We start from the raw sequence: 16,179 nt of genomic DNA on the forward strand, positions 1-16,179 counted from the left end.
GTATTGCGCGAAGATTTTGTCATTTGCGTTCTACGATCATTGGATGCTGAACAGGCTCCCGGCGGACGAACGCCGCACACAATTGGTCGAGTCCGCCTTGTCTATTGCGGAACAGCGCGGTGTCAGTTCTGTGACGGTAAGGGCGGTGGCAGAGGAGGCCGGGGTATCGCTCGGCGTCGTTCATTACTGCTTCGAGAGCAAGGAAGCGCTGATCGCGGCAATGGGTGAAACGCTCATTCTGCAGCTCAGTGCGTCGATGCAGTATGCGTTCGCGCAGGTCCGCCATGCGCCGGATCTCAGTGGCGTGCAGGGGCTCAGGGAATTGCTGCACATCGGCCTGACCGGAATGTGGCCGACCATCGAGGCAACCCCGGATCGCCAGTTGTTGACCTACGAAATTACTGCGCAGGCACTGCGTAGTCGCAATCTCGGAGCCGAACGTGCTGGGGCGGTTGCATTTGAGCAGTACCGAATCATGGATGAGCTCGCGGTGTCGTTTCTCGAAGAGTGCGCCAAGATATCGGGCACGGTGTGGACGGAGCCGTTGAGTTCGATTGCGCGACTGAGTCTTGCGATGATCGACGGCCTTGTTCTGCGATGGCTGGTCGATCGTGACTCCGACGCGACTATTGCCGAGTTCGGAGAAATGGTTCAGGTAATCGCCAACAAAGCCGTGGTCGCGCCTCAGTAGAACCGCCATCCTGGACATACGTCCAGGATTGGTGATTGACTGGTCGCACGCCGCGACGATTGGATCATCTGTGACCAGGACCCTTGATCGACTCACTGCTGCCACGCGAGAACTCGACCCGCCTCTGGCTGCTCTGGATCTGACCACACTGCGCAGTAATGCAGCCGACCTGGTGCGCCGCGCCGGTGGAACCCCGGTGCGAGTGGCGAGCAAATCGGTTCGTTGTCGGACGGTTCTGGCTGAAACTCTCGGCGACACACTGACCGCGTCCGGCGGATTCCGCGGAATCATGGCGTACTCACTGCGCGAGGCTCTGTGGCTGGTCGGGCTCGGCGCACGGGACATCCTGATGGGGTACCCGACCGCCGATCGTGGCGCCATCGCGGATCTCGCTGCCGACGACACCGCTCTCGCATCGATCACCTTGATGGTCGACGACGATGCGCAGTTGGACCTCATTCGTTCGGCGTCGACGGGGGATGCGCCTGTCCGCGTGTGTCTCGACGTCGACGCGTCACTGCGGATCGGCCCGATCCATCTGGGCGTACGACGCTCGCCGCTGCGCGAACCTGCCGCGGTCGCCGCACTCGCGGCGCGTGCTCGTCAGCGCGGATTCTCCGTCGTCGGAGTGATGTTCTACGAAGCCCAGATCGCCGGCCTCCCGGACACCAGCGCTCCGATCGGTTGGGTCAAGAAGGCCTCTGCCCGCGAATTGGCGTCCAGAAGGGGCGCTGTGGTCGCGGCCGTCACCGATGCCGTGGGTGCACTCGAGATCGTCAACAGCGGCGGTACGGGGTCGCTGGAGGTCAGTTCGGCCGATCCTGTGGTGACCGAGGTAACAGCAGGCTCCGGACTGTACGTACCGACCCTGTTCGACCGCTACCGCGCCTTCCGTCCCGATCCGGCGCTGTTCTTCGCACTGTCGGCCGTGCGCAAGCCGACGCCGTCCGTCACGACCCTGTTCGGCGGCGGATACATCGCGTCGGGACCTGCCGGAGCCACCCGCGTTCCGTCACCGGTCTGGCCCGCTGGTCTCAAACTGCTCCGCAACGAAGGTGCCGGCGAAGTCCAGACGCCGGTCACCGGGAAGGAAGCCGGAAACATCGCGATCGGCGACCGCGTATGGTTCCGTCACGCCAAGGCCGGCGAGCTGTGCGAGCGCTTCGACCGCGTGTATGTGGTCGAAGCCGACGGCACCCGAACCTCGGTTCCCACCTACCGCGGCGAAGGGCAGTGTTTCGGGTAGGACAGGCTTTGGGTGTGAAAATATTTGGCTAGCTCGTCAACCTCATGAACGCGCCCAGCTCCACCAATCCTGCGGGCGTGCTCGGCATGTACTGCGTCAACGCGTGTGATCGGACGATGATCGCGCACCACTTGCCGCGGGAGACAGCAACATTGAGGCGGTTCCGCGACAGGAGGAACGACATTCCTCGCGGGACGTCCTCGACGGCAGATGCGGCCATCGACACGATTGCCACCGCGGCCTCGCGGCCCTGGAACTTGTCGACGGTCCCGACCTCGACCTCCGTGAGACCGGCTTCGGTGAGATCGCGCTCGACGGTACCGACCTGGGCGTTGTATGCCGCGACCACGAGGATGTCCGACTGCTCCAGGGGCCGGGTTCCCTCGAACTCGCTCGGATCGGTCCATGGCGTACCGAGAAGGCCCTGGATCTGGCGAACGATTTCCTGGGACTCTTCCGGGGAGTACGTGGAATTGCCGCGGTGATCGACGAACACTGTGTGCACTCCGGCAGCGAGTCCGTCGAGTTTCCTTGCCGCACTCACGGTTTCCTGAGAATGGAGCTTGCCCTCGTACGACAGTGCGGACACGGGCGCACACAGATCCGGGTGCATCCGCCACGTTTTCTCGAGGAAGTAGCCGAGTTCGGGTGGCAGTGCGCCGTGTCCCTCGGCGAGCCAACCGAGCGCCGATTCGTCGACAGGTTCGGGGTGAGTACCTTGGCTCACCTGCGGCAACTGCTGCGGATCGCCCAGCAGCAACAGGTTTCGCGCGGAAATCGCGACGGCAATGGTGTTCGCCAGCGCGAATTGGCCTGCTTCGTCCACGACGAGCAAGTCCAAGCTGCCCGCTGGAACACGATCGGTGTTCGAGAAGTCCCACGCAGTGCCGCCGATGACACAGCCGACGCCTTCGGCCTCGGCGATGAATCCCGCATATTCTTCGGATGCGATGTCCTGCCATTCTGCGGTCTTGCTCCGGCTGCCCTTCTTCGCGACCAGTGCAGGGTCCACGCCGGCTTTCAGAATGCCGCCGAGCATGTTCTCGACCACCGAATGTGATTGTGCCACCACGCCGATTCGCCACTGATGTTGTTCGATCAGTGTCTTGACGACACGAGCGCCCGTGTAGGTCTTGCCCGTACCAGGGGGACCCTGTACTGCCACGTAGGAATCATCGAGGTCGAGAAGTGCGGCAGTGATGGCGTCGGCGTAGTTGTTGTCGGTGCCGACAGGTGGCAGCGGTGAACCCGAGAGGGTTCTCGGGGTGCTGCGCCTGAGAATGTCGACTGCCGCGATGTGTGGCAGTTCGGGCAGGCTCTCGCTGGCGTCGGATGCGGCAGCGGCGATCGACTTCTCCATACGTCCCGTGGGAATCGGACGACCAGGTGCCAATGCGACTGGGGTATCGAGGTATTCGTCACCGTCGAGCAGTTCTTCCACGGTGACCACGTCGAGCCCTTCGGACTTGACCACGGCGGTGACCTTGACGCTGCTGGTGCCGCGTTGGGTGGGGTTCTCGCTTGCAACGGCATCGGGGGAGGGGGTTGCGTAGAGCGCGAAAAGATCACTGCCCGGGCTCAAAGACGTTCCGGTGCCGAAACTTCCGGTCAACTGGATGTGGCGACGAAACTTCTTCTGCCGCGCGGTGCTCTTGTGCCAGTCCGTTTCGATTTCGGACTGCTCGACCACCATGACGTCGCGGATGTCCACGAGGTCTTCGATCGGTGTGACCAATCGGTCGAAGTGGGCCCACCAGTACGGCTTCCGCTCGCGATTGTGGTAACCGACTGCTGCGGCCAATAGAGCAGCAGCCTGCTGATCGGGGGTGCGTGTCGAACCGGCCTTGTGGCCGGCGAAGTCGCGGAGTGCGATTTCCGATTCGGTGAGTTCTTCGAGTGGAATCTTGATCTGTCCGGTCGGCTCTCGAAGTTCGACACCATGTTCTGCGGCGCGCTCGGCGAGCCAATCGCGCAGGCGGAGAGTGGATTCGCAGTCGTACTCGTTGTAGTCGGAGATGCCCTGAAGAAGTTCCCGGGCCTGGTCGGCTTGTCCGCCGTCGCGCAATTCGCAGTAGTCGGCATAGGCGACGACCGAGGCGGCGGCGTTGGTCACGTCACCGTCACGGCCGTGCTCACCCATGTAGAGCGGCTCGAGTTTCTTGATGCTGTACGAGCGTTGTCCGATCCGCAGGCACGCGCGGACGATCGGGTACAGGTCGACGAGCACGTTCTCGCTGAGCAGGGTGTCCACGGTCTGCTCGCCGACACCGTGACGTGCGGCCAAGCGCAACAGCGCCGATTTCTCGTACGCGGCGTAGTGGTAGATGTGCATGCCTGGATGAGCTTCTCGACGCGCGGTGACGTAATCGAGGAAGTCGAGGAGCGCCTGGCGCTCACCCTCGCGATCGTGTGCCCAGAACGGCTTGAACACGTAGTCGTCCGCAGGCCCTTCGACCACACCGAACAGATACTCCAACCCCCAATCGGTGGACCCGTCCTCGGCCCAGAGCGGATCGCCCTCGAAGTCGAAGAAGATGTCGCCGTCGTCGGGGATGGGGAGTCCGCCGAGCGCCGAGGGTTCGTAGACCTCGAATTCGGCGTCGCCGGACAGTTCCTGGCGTAGTTGAACCGCTGCCTGTGCACGGAGCTTGTCGAGTGTTTCCCGGCGGATTCCCTCGACTGGGCCGGTGCTCGCGGCGAGTTCGTCAATTGTCGTGATCCCCGAGACGATCAGCTGTTCACGCTGATTGCCGCGGACACCCGCAACCAGCAGCAGGTCTCGATGGCTTTCGACCTCGACGCTGCAGGTGTCGCATCGACCACAACGCAGGTACCGATCGTCGAGCCACTGTGTCGGTTTCCCCTCGGCGCGGTGCTCGTCGAGGACTCGTTCGAGTTCAGCTCTACGTGCCGCGAATACCGGCGCGATGTCTCCGATGTCGTGCGACGACGTGCTGCCGTCGCCTAGCAGTAGATGAACTTGATCGGATGCGGCAATTGCATTGCGCTCCAACGCATCCGCGTATGCGGCGAGTTGTAGAAGTGCCGACACCTTGGCGTGCCGGGAGAGCTTGCTGTCGTAGACCGCGTAGGTGTCGCCTTCGCGGACGAGGAAATCGCAGAACCCGAGGAATCGGCCGTCGAAAAAGGTTCCCTGATAAATGACCGGCGCGCCCGATCGTGCTGCCTCGACGGTGGCCAACGTGGCAGCGGTCAGGCCTGCGCGTGAGTGTTCCGGTCGCGGCATGACGACGACGCCGTCTCCGTGCTGATCGATGAACTTCTGAAGCTGTTCGCGCTCGTGCGAGTCGCCGAGGCTCGACGTCCGTTCGAGCATCGGATCCGCCTCGGCGGCCTCGGCCGCGATCAGACCGGTTCGGGCGTCGAGTTGCCGCAGCAGTGCGAACTCGCACGAGGCCGCAGCCGAGAGGTCGCTGGCGCTGTAGACGATCTGATCATCGAGTAGGAACACAGGGCGATTGTGCCATCGCTCACCGACAAGGCAACCCACCAGTAATCGCTCACGAGCCGCGGATATCGGTAGCGGCGTGCAGAATGACGATCATGCCTTTCTTCGACGGACGAACCGGTCAGGTGCACTTTCGGCATTGGCCGGCGGCAGGGGGTGCGGTGCCCACGGTGTCACTGGTCTTTCTGCACGGTCTCGGCCAGCACAGCGGCCAGTATCACCGCTTTGCGGGCGCAATGACGGCGTCGGGGATCGACGTGTGGGCGATCGATCACACCGGGCACGGTTTGTCAGAGGGTGATCCGGGAGTCGGGGCTCCGCTCTCCGATCTTGCTGCCGATGCAGCCGCGCTCGCTGACATCGCTTTGGCGGAACTGCCCGAAGTCCCGCAGGCGGTGATGGGCCATTCCTTGGGTGCGGTGACGGCGCTGACGATGCTGGCTCATCGCGATCACGATTTTGCCTCCGCAGTGCTGTGCGGCATTCCGCGCAGTGCGGTCGAGCAACACGGGTGGGCGGAACTCTCCGACGCGGGCATCCCAGTCCTGGTCGTTCACGGTACCGACGACCGGATCGCCCCGGTCGATCCCGTCCGGGACTGGGCGCGGACGCTGCGCAACGTCGAGATGCGCGAGTTCGAGGACGCCGGTCACGACCTGCTGCACGAGAAGGTTCACGCCAGTGTCACCAACGTCAGCCGTGAATTCCTTCTCGCGCATTCCAGGTAGTCCTCTCAGGAGAGCGCGCCGAGCACCTCTTTCGACGTGACGGGGTGCGAGAACATCGGGTAGTCGTAGGTGATCGCGTTCTCGTGTTCGGCGACCGAAGTTCCGGCTACACAATCGGTGAGTGTGATGACCCGGTAGCCGTTCTCGTATCCGGTGCGCATGGTCGATTCGACGCAGCAGTTGGTCAGGAAACCGCCGAGAAGTATCGTGCGAATTCCTTTGCTACGCAGAATGAAATCGAGGTTGGTGCTGGCAAAAGTGTCGAGTCCACGCTTGCCCTCGATGACGATGTCGCCGTCTTTCGGAGTGAGGTCGTCGACGATCGCAGCTCCCCAGGAACCCTTCACGAAGGCCTTTCCGTCGACGACGCCCTTGAGGATTCCGTACGGATGCGAGGTGATTTCGTTGTACCCCTCGGCGAAGGTGATCGGTGCGTGCATCACGGTGACACCCGCCGCACGGGCCGCATCGACCAGCGCGGCGGTGTTCGCGAGGAGTCCGTTCGATTCCATGACTGGTGCGACGGCCTCGTGAAGAACACCGCCCTCGGTGGTGAAGTCGTTCTGGTACTCGATGAGCACGACGGCGGTGGTCGCGGGATCCAATTCGAGCTTGTCGGTCATGGTCGGCACCTTCTCTGTTGTGGTCCGGGTCACGAATCTCCTCAATTAAACAGTTTGTCAGACAAGCAGGCAAGGGGTGGTAGCGTCGCGGCATGGATACGACTCCGTTGTCGCGCATGCCGCTCAGCCTTGCCGTGTCGGGACGAATCCGCGCTGCCATTCTCGACGGTTCACTCCCGGTCGGTGAGGCATTGCCCACCGAACAGGAACTTGCACAGACGTTCTCGGTGGGTCGATCGACGGTCCGTGAGGCCCTTCGGGTCCTGCAAGCGCAGGGATTGTTGACCGGCGCGGACACCACTTCTACTGCCAGGCCTCGGGTGACGCACGAGCATACGGCCGATTCCGCGGCCACAGCTCTCAGCACGGCGTTGCAGGTGGGTGCAGTTCCATTGGGCGATCTTGTCGAATTGCGAGTGCTGCTCGAAGCTGCTGCGCTGCGCACTGTCGTCGCGGTGCCGAACGGCGCCCGGGATGCGATCGAGCGGATGCGCGTCGCAACCCTTGCCGACGACTCGGTCGCATTCCACGACGCCGATGTCGACTTTCACGTTGCGCTGGCCGGAGCCGGCGGGAACAAGGCGTTCGGGTTGGTCATGACGGTTCTCCGCGACAGCATCGCCGGCTACCTGCTGAGTGAACTCGACTCGCGCGAGAACTCGGCGGCCACGCTCGGCGCACTGCTGGCAGAGCACGAGGGTATCGCCGACGCGATCGAGCGCGGCGCAGCTGACGAGGCCGCCGTTTTGGTCGAGCGCCATGTGCGCGGATTCTACGAAGGACGAACAAAATGACCACGAGTATCGATCTGTTGGGCGAGCGTCTGCAGAAAGCGGTGGGGGACAGGGCGACAACCGATCCCGACCGAATGGGTGCGTACGTCCGGGATCAATCACTGCTCACCGCAGCCGGAAGGCCCGCCGCGCTGGTCAAGGCGAAGACGGTCGACGACGTCGTTGCGGTCATGGCGGTGGCCCACGAACTCGCCGTTCCGGTGGTGACACGAGGGGCAGGTACCGGGTTGGCCGGCGCCGCCAACGCACTTGACGGATGCATCGTCTTGAGCGTCGCGGGCATGGATCGAATTCTCGAGATCGATCCTGCCGCGCGCACCGCCACGGTGGAGCCCGGAGTGATCAACGGTGACCTGGCGGAAGCTGCTGCACAGCAGGGTCTTTGGTACGTACCGGATCCGGGAAGCCGGTCCATCTCGAGTATCGGCGGCAACCTGGCGACAAATGCAGGCGGCATCTGTTGCGCCAAGTACGGCGTCACCGGTGATCACGTCGCGGCCCTGACAGCGGTACTGGCGGATGGGCGTGTGATCCGTACCGGTGCACGAACGCGCAAAAACGTTGCGGGGCTGGACCTGACACATCTGCTCGTCGGGTCGGAGGGCACTCTCGCGGTCATCGTCGAAGCCACGATGCGGTTGCGTACGGCGCCCACTGCCGCGACCACCGTCGTTGCGTTCTTCGATTCCGCGGAGTCCGCGATCGACGCCGTCCTCGCCGTGTCGGCGGTGGCCGAACCGTGTCAGATGGAGTTGATGGACGACGTCACCATCGGCGCCGTCAATCGGCTGACCAAGATGGGGCTGGACGAATCGGCCGGGGCGATGCTGCTCATCCAGTGCGACGGTAGGTCGGCGGCCGCCGAGGCAGCGGACTGCGCCGCGGCGTGCGAAAGCGCCGGGGCCCGAGAGGTTTTCCACACCGACGATCCGGTGGAAGGTGAAGAGTTCACCGCCGCGCGCCGCATGGCCTTGCCGGCTCTCGAGGCGTTGGGCACGGTACTTCTCGACGACGTCGCGGTGCCGGTGCCGGCGTTGCCGTCCATGTTGGAATGCATTCGTGAAGCGGCCGATCGCCACGGCGTCACGATCGGAACCTTCGGTCACGCCGCCGACGGCAATCTCCACCCGACCATCGTGTTCGACGCTGCCGAATCGGGTGCGCAGGATCGTGCGCGCGGAGCTTTCGACGACATCGTTGCCGGCGCACTGGCGTTGGGCGGAACGATCAGCGGTGAACACGGTATCGGGGTTCTCAAAGCGCCGTACATGGCGGACATGGTCGGCCAGACCGAACGCGAAATGATGCTTGCAGTCAAGGCCGCATTCGATCCGAAGAAGGTTCTCAATCCCGGACGAGGTATCTGAGCGGTTCGTCCGTGCCCCAGTCGCCGGAAATTGCGCTACCAGACGAACGTGTTGCCGCACGACGCTTTTCAAGTGACGATGGCCCTCATGAAGCTGTTGATGCTCGGAGGAACACGGTTCCTCGGCCACGCTCTCGTCGATGCCGCTTTGGCTCGGGGCTGGGAGGTGACAGTGCTCCATCGTGGGCTCACCGGAGCGCCACCACCTACAGCGGAGGTCCTGTTCGCGGATCGCACCGATCAGCGTGCGATGGTTGATGCGCTCGGTGATCGTCGATGGGATCTTGTCGTCGACACCTGGTCGGGTAGCCCCCGAGTGATCGGGGAAAATGCGCGCGTCTTACTCGGTCACGTCGACCGGTACGCATACATCTCCAGTGGATCCGTCTACCAATGGGGCTTGCACGTAGACGAGACCTCACCAGTGGTGGCCGCATCTGCGACCTCCGATGACTACAGCGATTACGCGTCCGCCAAACGCGGGGCCGAACTCGCTGTCCTGGAATCCTTCCCGGACGCGTTACTCGCGAGGGCAGGGTTGATCCTCGGCCCGCGCGAGGACATCGGGCGGTTGCCGTGGTGGCTGCAGCGTATCGCGGCGGGCGGACGTGTCGTTGCTCCCGGAGTGCCGACCAGACCGTTGCAGTACGTCGATGCCCGCGACATCGCAACCTTTGTCCTGTCCGGACTGGCCGCCGGGATCAGCGGGGCATACGACGTCATCAGCCCGTCCGGCCACACCACTACCTCCGGACTCCTCCAGGCGTGCGTGGTTGCCACCGGTTCGGACGCTGAACTCGTGTGGATCGACGAGGACAGGCTGGCGGCCGCTGGAGCGCAGCCGTGGACACAACTTCCGTGTTGGGTGCCGCAGGAGGGTGAGTTCGCGGGCTTCCTCGAAGCCGACACCGCCAAGGCGGGGCAAGCAGGGCTGCGGTGCCGGCCCGTCGAAGACACCGTGCGCGATACCTGGGAGTGGATGCAGCGGGAAACTCTGCCGACTCAGCGGGAGGATCGTGCGGTGCACGGCCTTCCATCCGAGATCGAAAAGGAACTACTCTCCGCCGGACAGTGAAACGAGTCTGGCCCGGTTCGCATTCGAACCGGGCCAGACTCGTGAAAGACGATCGATCAGGCGTACAGGTCGCTGATCTTGGTCTTGTGAGCTTCGTGAATGATGTTGCGCTTGAGCTTGAGCGTCGGCGTCAATTCACCGGTCTCCTGGGTGAAGTCGACCTCGAGGATCGTGTACTTCTTGATCTGCTCGGGGTTGGAGACCTTCTTGTTCGCGTCGGCAACGGCCGAGTCGATCTCGGCGATCAGGTCGGCGTTCTTCACCAGATCGGCAATCGGGGTGCCGGCGGGCAGGCCGTTGCGTTCGACCCAACCGGGCAGAGTCTCCGGATCGAGGGTGATCAGTGCACCGATGAACGGCTGACCGTCGCCGACGACGAGGCACTGGCTGATCAGAGCGTGCGCGCGCAGGGAATCTTCGAGGCCTGCCGGTGCGACGTTCTTGCCGCCCGCGGTGACGATGATTTCCTTCTTGCGTCCGGTGATGGAGACGTAGCCCTCGTTGTCGATCGAGCCGAGGTCGCCGGTGTGGAACCAGCCGTCGACGATGGATTCGGCAGTGGCCTTCTCGTTGTGCCAGTAGCCGGCGAACACGACCGGGCCCTGCAGGAGGAGTTCGCCGTCCTCGGCGATCCGTGCTGCATGGCCGTTGATCGGCTTGCCGACGGTGCCGACGCGCTGCGCGCTCGAGGTGTTGACGGTGATTGCGGCGCTGGTCTCCGTGAGTCCGTAGCCCTCGTAGATCGGGATGCCGACGCCGCGGAAGTAGTGGCCGAGGCGCGCGCCGAGGGCTGCGCCACCGGAGACTGCACGCTCGCACTCGCCACCCAGAGCTGCGCGCAACTTCGAGTAGACGAGCTTGTCGAATACCGCGTGCTTGAGCTTGAGTGCCAGTCCGGGGCCACCCTTTTCGAGGGATTCGCTGTATTCGATGGCGGTGGCAGCAGCCTTGTCGAAGATGCTGCCCTTACCGCCGTCGACTGCCTTCTGGCGAGCCGAGTTGTACACCTTCTCGAACACGCGGGGCACCGAGAGGATGAAGTTGGGCTTGAAGCCGGCGAACTGCTCGAGCAGCGTCGTCAGGTCCGACGTGTGGGCGACGGTGACCTTGGCGTCGAAAGCGCCGAAGGAGATCGCCCGCGCGAATACGTGGGCAAGCGGCAGGAACATCAGAGTCTTCTTGCCGGGGACCATGGACTCCGGCATCGCCAGGCGGCAGGCGTTGGACTCGGCGTAGAAGTTGGAGTGCGTCAGCTGGACACCCTTGGGGCGTCCGGTGGTTCCGGAGGTGTAGATCAGGGTCGCGGGCGAGGCGGCGGTGACCTGGTGACGACGAGTGTGCAGTTCTTCGTCGGTGATTGCCGAACCGCGACTGGACAGCTCGTCGATCGCACCCGACTCGATGACAAGAACCTCGCGGAGGGCTTCTGCGCCGTCGGTGACTTCCTTGTGAGTCTCCGCGTGCTTGGCCGTTTCGACGACCAGAAGTGTCGTCGCTGAATCCTCGAGGATCCACTGCGCCTGATCAGGGGAGGAGGTCTCGTAGATCGCGACGGTGCATCCGCCGGCAGTCCAGATGGCGTAGTCGAGAACGACCCACTCGTAGCGAGTCGCGGACAGGATAGCGACGCGGTCGCCGAGCTCGACACCTGACGCGATCAGGCCCTTGGCAACTGCGGAGACCTGCTTCGCGAATTCAGCTGCAGTGACGTCGACCCATCCACCGTTCGACGGCCTCTTGAACGGCACGAATGTGGGGTCTTCTTCGGCGTGACGGAACACGGAGTCGGCCATGGATACGTTCTCCGGAATTGAGAACGACTGTGGAACTGAGAACTCGCGCACTATTGACCCCTCCAGTGACTACTGACATTTCTGATGTGCATTGCATCACATTAGTCGTCATTTTGCACTGTCGTTACTATTCGGTAGAACTGGTCGGGCGCTGACCTGCAGTTTAGTGTGACCGTCTGTTTACAGGTACTCAGGCGACGTGTTGGAGCGTGCGACCGTGCACGGACAGCCACCGCCGAATTGCGTAGTCCAATCGGTCCGGATCCACTCCGAGTTGCTCTGCAGTAGCTGCAAGGATCTCCGAGGTGTCTCCCGGCAACTCGGTGGTGCCGAGTGTCGCGCTGATGAAGGTGTCGGCAGCGGTCCCCAGATCGGTGTGCGGAATTCCGGCCAACATCAACAGGTGGGCCCAGGTCACTTCGGAACCGTCTCCGCACGCGTCCACCCAGGCATGGTGAACGGCTTCGAGAGCGTTGTCGGAATCGGCGGCCGACAGCAGGTCCTCGACGCTGTTGATCCGCAAGTGATGGAGTTTCTCGGCGACCTGTTGGATGTGCCGTGCCTCGATCGGGACACCCGTCGCCGTGTAGCGACGCTTGTACGAGCCGATCTTGCCTGCCCACTGGTCCGAACTGCCGGCTTCCTCGAAGGTGCGGAGTAGTTCACGTGCGCCATCCGTGACGGGTTTGTCCTCGCGGGCTTTCCGGTACGCCAGGTAGCGATCGACGACGGTCACTTCGCTGTGACCCGACGTGGACTGAACGGATTCGATGATGCACAGGGCGAGGCTCTGTCGATAAGCGTCTGACGCAACCCAGGCGGAAGGGTCGCCCAGGCGGTCACGGCACGCAGCTGCGACGGCGTCGACGGTATCGGTCGAGATGGTCACGGTTCCTCCAGAAAGCCGAATTCTTTTTGTTCCATTTGGGCTATCGGCACCGAGGAGCGAAATGTTGCACACATCACAAAATCTCAGAGATCTCTTGGACTGTGCTCAGGCTGGAGAGGTGTGCACTCAGGCGAGGAAGGACAGCACTTCGTCGTCGCTGAGTTGATGAAAGTCCTCGAATGCAGCACCGACGCCGCCTAACAGGGCAGGAACGAAGGGGCAGACGACCCGATCGGCGGAGCACGCGATCACTCTCATGGCTTCGGGGGAGGCTACTGGGACCGCGACGATCACGGAGGCGGCACCCGCGGTGCGCGCGCATCGGCAGGCAACGGCGGCACTCGCGCCCGTAGCCATTCCGTCGTCGACGATCACCGCAGTGCGTCCGTGGAGGGAAACCGGGGTCCGCCCCTCGCGCAGGAGATGCGCCCGCCGTTCCAATTCGGTTCGCTCGTCGCGTTCGACGGCGACGAGTTCTCTTTTCGAGACGCGAACCGCTGCGATGACGTCGTGGTTGAGGACCCGCACGCCGCCCTCACCGATGGCGCCCATCGCCAGTTCCGGGTTGTACGGACTGCCGAGCTTGCGCACCACCACGATGTCGAGCGGAGCGTTCAGTGCCGCAGCCACCTCGGCTGCGACCGGAACTCCGCCGCGCGGGAGTCCGAGAACGACGGGCTTGTCGATACGCAAGGTCTCGAGCCGCCCGGCCAGAAATTTGCCGGCGGAAGATCGATCCCGATACTGGGTCACTGCGTTGTCCTCGAGAAGCTCGAACCCCGACCAGTTCGACGCTACTCGCTGCAGGTCACCGCGACGAGACTGTGAACCTCCGCAGCGCGAGAGCGGGATTCTTCTCGCGTACCTCGGCGATGCGAGCAGCCGAAACGAGTGCGGTGGCGACCCCGACCTGCTCGCCAAGTGAACACATCACGACGCCCATCGGGTCGACGATCATGCTGGCACCCGCGCCGCCGCGCGCGCTCTGATCTGCCGCTGCGATGTACATCGTGTTCTCGATGGCTCGGGCGCGCACGAGAGTGGTCCAGTGGTCTTCCTTGAGCGGCCCCGGCACCCACTGGGCGGGCAGGAGCAGGATGTCTGCGCCGACGTCGACGATGCGCCGGGTGACTTCCGGGAAGCGCAGGTCGTAGCAGGTCTGGAGGCCGAAGGTCAGGCCGTCGCACCCGAAAGTCTGCGGTTCGGTGATCTCGCCCGCGCGGATCACGGCTGACTCCTGGTAACCGAAAGCGTCGTAAAGATGCAGTTTCCGGTAGGTCGCCACCAGTTCGCCGTTCGGGTCCATCGCGACGAGGGTGTTGGAGATTCTGCTCACGTCGTCGATCCGCTCGTTCATTCCTGCCACGAGGAAGATTCCGAACTCCGCGGCGACCGACGCCAGCGCCGAACCGAATTCGCCGTCCAGGTCCTCCGCGGACTCGATCAAACGCTCATCCGTCTTCGGTGCGGTGAACATCGAGTATTCCGGCGCCACGACAACTTTCGCGCCGCGTGCTGCTGCATCGGAAGCCAGTGATCGCAGTGATTCGAGGTTGGCTTTCTTGTCCGTCCCCGGGGCGAATTGGGCAATCGCGACAACGGTCTGGGAGGGGGTGGCTGCGGTGGCTTCGGTCATGCTTCCTACGCTAGGCGAAACCCGCTGGGAGGGTGGATCTGTCGTAAATGCACCCCCGGTATGTCGTCGTGTCTATACTCTATCCGCTAAACTGCTGGTCAAATGAGTGATATTGAGCGTGACCCCGAACCCCCAACATTTGCCGACCTCGACATCGATGATCGGGTACTGAAGGCACTGTCAGACGTGGGCTACGAGTCGCCCTCGCCCATTCAGGCTGCCACCATTCCGCCACTGCTCGAAGGCAAGGACGTCGTCGGTCTCGCACAGACCGGTACCGGCAAGACCGCAGCCTTCGCAGTTCCCGTTCTGTCGCGGATCGACACGTCGATCAAGCAGACCCAGGCGCTGGTGCTTGCTCCCACGCGTGAGCTGGCGCTTCAGGTTGCCGAGGCCTTCGGCAAGTACTCCGCGCACATCCCCGGACTCAACGTCCTGCCGATCTACGGTGGCCAGAGCTACGGCGTCCAGCTGTCCGGACTGCGCCGCGGTGCGCACGTCGTCGTCGGTACGCCTGGTCGTGTCATCGACCATCTCGAAAAGGGCACCCTGGATCTGACCAATCTCAAGTACCTCGTTCTGGACGAGGCCGACGAGATGCTCAAGATGGGCTTCCAGGAGGACGTCGAGCGCATCCTCCGCGACACCCCCGGCGACAAGCAGGTCGCTCTGTTCTCGGCAACGATGCCCGGCTCGATTCGCCGGATCTCGAAGCAGTACCTGAACAATCCGGTCGAGATCACCGTCAAGTCCAAGACGTCGACCGCCTCGAACATCACGCAGCGCTACATTCAGGTTGCTCATCAGCGCAAGCTCGATGCACTGACCCGAGTCCTCGAGGTCGAGGCATTCGAGGCGATGATCATCTTCGTGCGTACCAAGCAGGCCACCGAAGACCTGGCGGAGAAGCTGCGGGCCCGCGGGCACTCGGCTGCCGCGATCAACGGCGACATCGTCCAGGCACAGCGTGAGCGGACCATCGGTCAGCTCAAGAACGGCGCCCTCGACATCCTCGTCGCGACCGACGTTGCCGCTCGAGGCCTCGACGTGGATCGAATCTCCCACGTCGTCAACTACGACATCCCGCATGACACGGAGTCGTACGTCCACCGCATCGGTCGTACCGGCCGCGCCGGTCGTCAGGGTGACGCGTTGCTGTTCGTCGCCCCGCGTGAGCGTCATCTGCTCAAGTCCATCGAGAAGGCGACCCGTCAGCCGCTTGCGGAGATGCAGCTTCCCAGTGTCGACGACGTCAACGCCCAGCGCGTGGCCAAGTTCGGTGACTCCATCACCGAGAGCCTGGCCTCGGAGAATCTCGCGATGTTCCGCAAGATGATCGAGGACTACGACCAGGAACACGACGTTCCGCTCATCGACATCGCTGCCGCTCTGGCGTTGCAGTCGCGCGACGGCGAAGCATTCTTGCTTTCTCCCGAGCCGCCGGCACCGCCGCGTCGTGAGCGCGAGCCTCGTGAACCACGTCCTCCCCGTCGTTTCGACGATGGCCCGGCCCCGCGCTCGCGTGGGCCCGAGGGCCAGGAGCTGGCCGCGTACCGCATTGCAGTCGGCAAGCGTCACCGCGTCGTTCCGGGTGCCATCGTCGGTGCCATCGCCAACGAGGGTGGGCTTCGTCGAAGCGACTTCGGGCACATCAGTATTCGTCCGGATCACAGCATCGTCGAGCTGCCGGCAGACCTCTCCAACGAGACTCTCGAAGCTTTGCGTCGCACACGCATCTCCGGCGTCCTGATCCAGTTGCAGCCTGATTTCGGCCCGCCGCAGGGACGTCCGAGTGGCCGTGGCGACCGTGGTGGACGTGACGACCGCCGCGGTGGCGGACGCGATCGCTACAACGACTGACCTACAGCT

13 protein-coding genes are annotated in these 16,179 nt (G+C 63.5%); 7 read left to right on the top strand and 6 right to left on the bottom strand.

Annotated features, from left to right (window positions below):
• The first annotated feature begins 43 nt into the window (after positions 1–43).
• Positions 44–691, top strand: coding sequence for a TetR/AcrR family transcriptional regulator (locus ATN37_RS18115; protein ID WP_020908434.1), 648 nt, complete (start codon positions 44–46; stop codon positions 689–691).
• Positions 692–761: 70 nt separating this feature from the next.
• Complete coding sequence (locus ATN37_RS18120) at positions 762–1,937, top strand: amino acid deaminase/aldolase (RefSeq protein ID WP_003945107.1); 1,176 nt, start codon at positions 762–764, stop codon at positions 1,935–1,937.
• 28 nt (positions 1,938–1,965) lie between these two features.
• On the opposite strand, the gene ATN37_RS18125 is transcribed toward ATN37_RS18120, so the two are convergent.
• The gene (locus ATN37_RS18125; protein WP_064075773.1) at positions 1,966–5,409 is read right to left on the bottom strand and encodes a bifunctional RecB family nuclease/DEAD/DEAH box helicase; all 3,444 of its coding nucleotides are present in this window, start codon (positions 5,407–5,409) and stop codon (positions 1,966–1,968) included.
• 83 nt (positions 5,410–5,492) lie between these two features.
• On the opposite strand from ATN37_RS18125, the gene ATN37_RS18130 reads away from it, so the two are divergent.
• Positions 5,493–6,134, top strand: a complete 642-nt coding sequence (locus ATN37_RS18130) for an alpha/beta hydrolase (protein ID WP_003945142.1) — start codon at positions 5,493–5,495, stop codon at positions 6,132–6,134.
• A gap of 5 nt (positions 6,135–6,139) precedes the next feature.
• Here the strand turns inward: ATN37_RS18130 and ATN37_RS18135 are convergent, their stop codons facing one another.
• On the bottom strand, positions 6,140–6,757 hold the full coding sequence (locus tag ATN37_RS18135; protein ID WP_030536921.1) for a cysteine hydrolase family protein: 618 nt from the start codon (positions 6,755–6,757) through the stop codon (positions 6,140–6,142).
• Positions 6,758–6,849: 92 nt separating this feature from the next.
• On the opposite strand from ATN37_RS18135, the gene ATN37_RS18140 reads away from it, so the two are divergent.
• The 3 genes from ATN37_RS18140 to ATN37_RS18150 all read left to right on the top strand — a co-directional run bounded on the left by ATN37_RS18140 (position 6,850) and on the right by ATN37_RS18150 (position 9,992).
• Entirely contained in the window at positions 6,850–7,551 is a 702-nt protein-coding gene (locus ATN37_RS18140) for a FadR/GntR family transcriptional regulator (protein ID WP_063316852.1), read from the top strand.
• The gene (locus tag ATN37_RS18145; protein WP_064075774.1) at positions 7,548–8,918 is read left to right on the top strand and encodes an FAD-binding oxidoreductase; all 1,371 of its coding nucleotides are present in this window, start codon (positions 7,548–7,550) and stop codon (positions 8,916–8,918) included. Before ATN37_RS18140 ends, ATN37_RS18145 begins: the two co-directional genes overlap by 4 nt.
• Positions 8,919–9,005: 87 nt before the next feature.
• The gene (locus ATN37_RS18150; RefSeq protein ID WP_225320096.1) at positions 9,006–9,992 is read left to right on the top strand and encodes an NAD-dependent epimerase/dehydratase family protein; all 987 of its coding nucleotides are present in this window, start codon (positions 9,006–9,008) and stop codon (positions 9,990–9,992) included.
• A 56-nt stretch (positions 9,993–10,048) separates the two neighbouring features.
• Here ATN37_RS18150 and ATN37_RS18155 read toward each other — a convergent pair whose 3' ends face one another.
• The 4 genes from ATN37_RS18155 to ATN37_RS18170 form a co-directional block, all read right to left on the bottom strand.
• Positions 10,049–11,836: a long-chain fatty acid--CoA ligase gene (locus ATN37_RS18155; RefSeq protein ID WP_042450345.1), complete on the bottom strand. Its 1,788-nt coding sequence runs from the start codon at positions 11,834–11,836 to the stop codon at positions 10,049–10,051.
• Positions 11,837–11,975: 139 nt separating this feature from the next.
• Complete coding sequence (locus tag ATN37_RS18160) at positions 11,976–12,674, bottom strand: hypothetical protein (protein WP_003945151.1); 699 nt, start codon at positions 12,672–12,674, stop codon at positions 11,976–11,978.
• 126 nt (positions 12,675–12,800) lie between these two features.
• Positions 12,801–13,427 (bottom strand): phosphoribosyltransferase, encoded by a 627-nt coding sequence (locus ATN37_RS18165; protein ID WP_064075775.1) that lies wholly within the window; start codon positions 13,425–13,427, stop codon positions 12,801–12,803.
• 55 nt (positions 13,428–13,482) lie between these two features.
• Positions 13,483–14,310, bottom strand: coding sequence for a carbon-nitrogen hydrolase family protein (locus ATN37_RS18170; RefSeq protein ID WP_050656184.1), 828 nt, complete (start codon positions 14,308–14,310; stop codon positions 13,483–13,485).
• 102 nt (positions 14,311–14,412) lie between these two features.
• On the opposite strand from ATN37_RS18170, the gene ATN37_RS18175 reads away from it, so the two are divergent.
• Positions 14,413–16,170 carry a DEAD/DEAH box helicase gene (locus tag ATN37_RS18175; RefSeq protein ID WP_064075776.1) on the top strand — a complete coding sequence of 586 codons (1,758 nt, stop codon included), beginning with the start codon at positions 14,413–14,415 and terminating at the stop codon, positions 16,168–16,170.
• Positions 16,171–16,179 lie beyond the last annotated feature (9 nt).

This window comes from Rhodococcus sp. MH15, from assembly GCF_019266045.1.
In the GTDB taxonomy this organism is placed as follows: domain Bacteria; phylum Actinomycetota; class Actinomycetes; order Mycobacteriales; family Mycobacteriaceae; genus Rhodococcus_F; species Rhodococcus_F qingshengii.

Excerpts from the sequence above, each read along its gene's own strand:
- ATN37_RS18175 (WP_064075776.1), top strand. The coding sequence starts at position 14,413 with ATGAGTGATATTGAGCGTGACCCCGAACCCCCAACATTTGCCGACCTC.
- ATN37_RS18130 (WP_003945142.1), top strand. The coding sequence starts at position 5,493 with ATGACGATCATGCCTTTCTTCGACGGACGAACCGGTCAGGTGCACTTT.
- ATN37_RS18135 (WP_030536921.1), bottom strand. The coding sequence starts at position 6,757 with ATGACCGACAAGCTCGAATTGGATCCCGCGACCACCGCCGTCGTGCTC.
- ATN37_RS18115 (WP_020908434.1), top strand. The coding sequence starts at position 44 with ATGCTGAACAGGCTCCCGGCGGACGAACGCCGCACACAATTGGTCGAG.
- ATN37_RS18145 (WP_064075774.1), top strand. The coding sequence starts at position 7,548 with ATGACCACGAGTATCGATCTGTTGGGCGAGCGTCTGCAGAAAGCGGTG.
- ATN37_RS18150 (WP_225320096.1), top strand. The coding sequence starts at position 9,006 with ATGAAGCTGTTGATGCTCGGAGGAACACGGTTCCTCGGCCACGCTCTC.
- ATN37_RS18170 (WP_050656184.1), bottom strand. The coding sequence starts at position 14,310 with ATGACCGAAGCCACCGCAGCCACCCCCTCCCAGACCGTTGTCGCGATT.
- ATN37_RS18140 (WP_063316852.1), top strand. The coding sequence starts at position 6,850 with ATGGATACGACTCCGTTGTCGCGCATGCCGCTCAGCCTTGCCGTGTCG.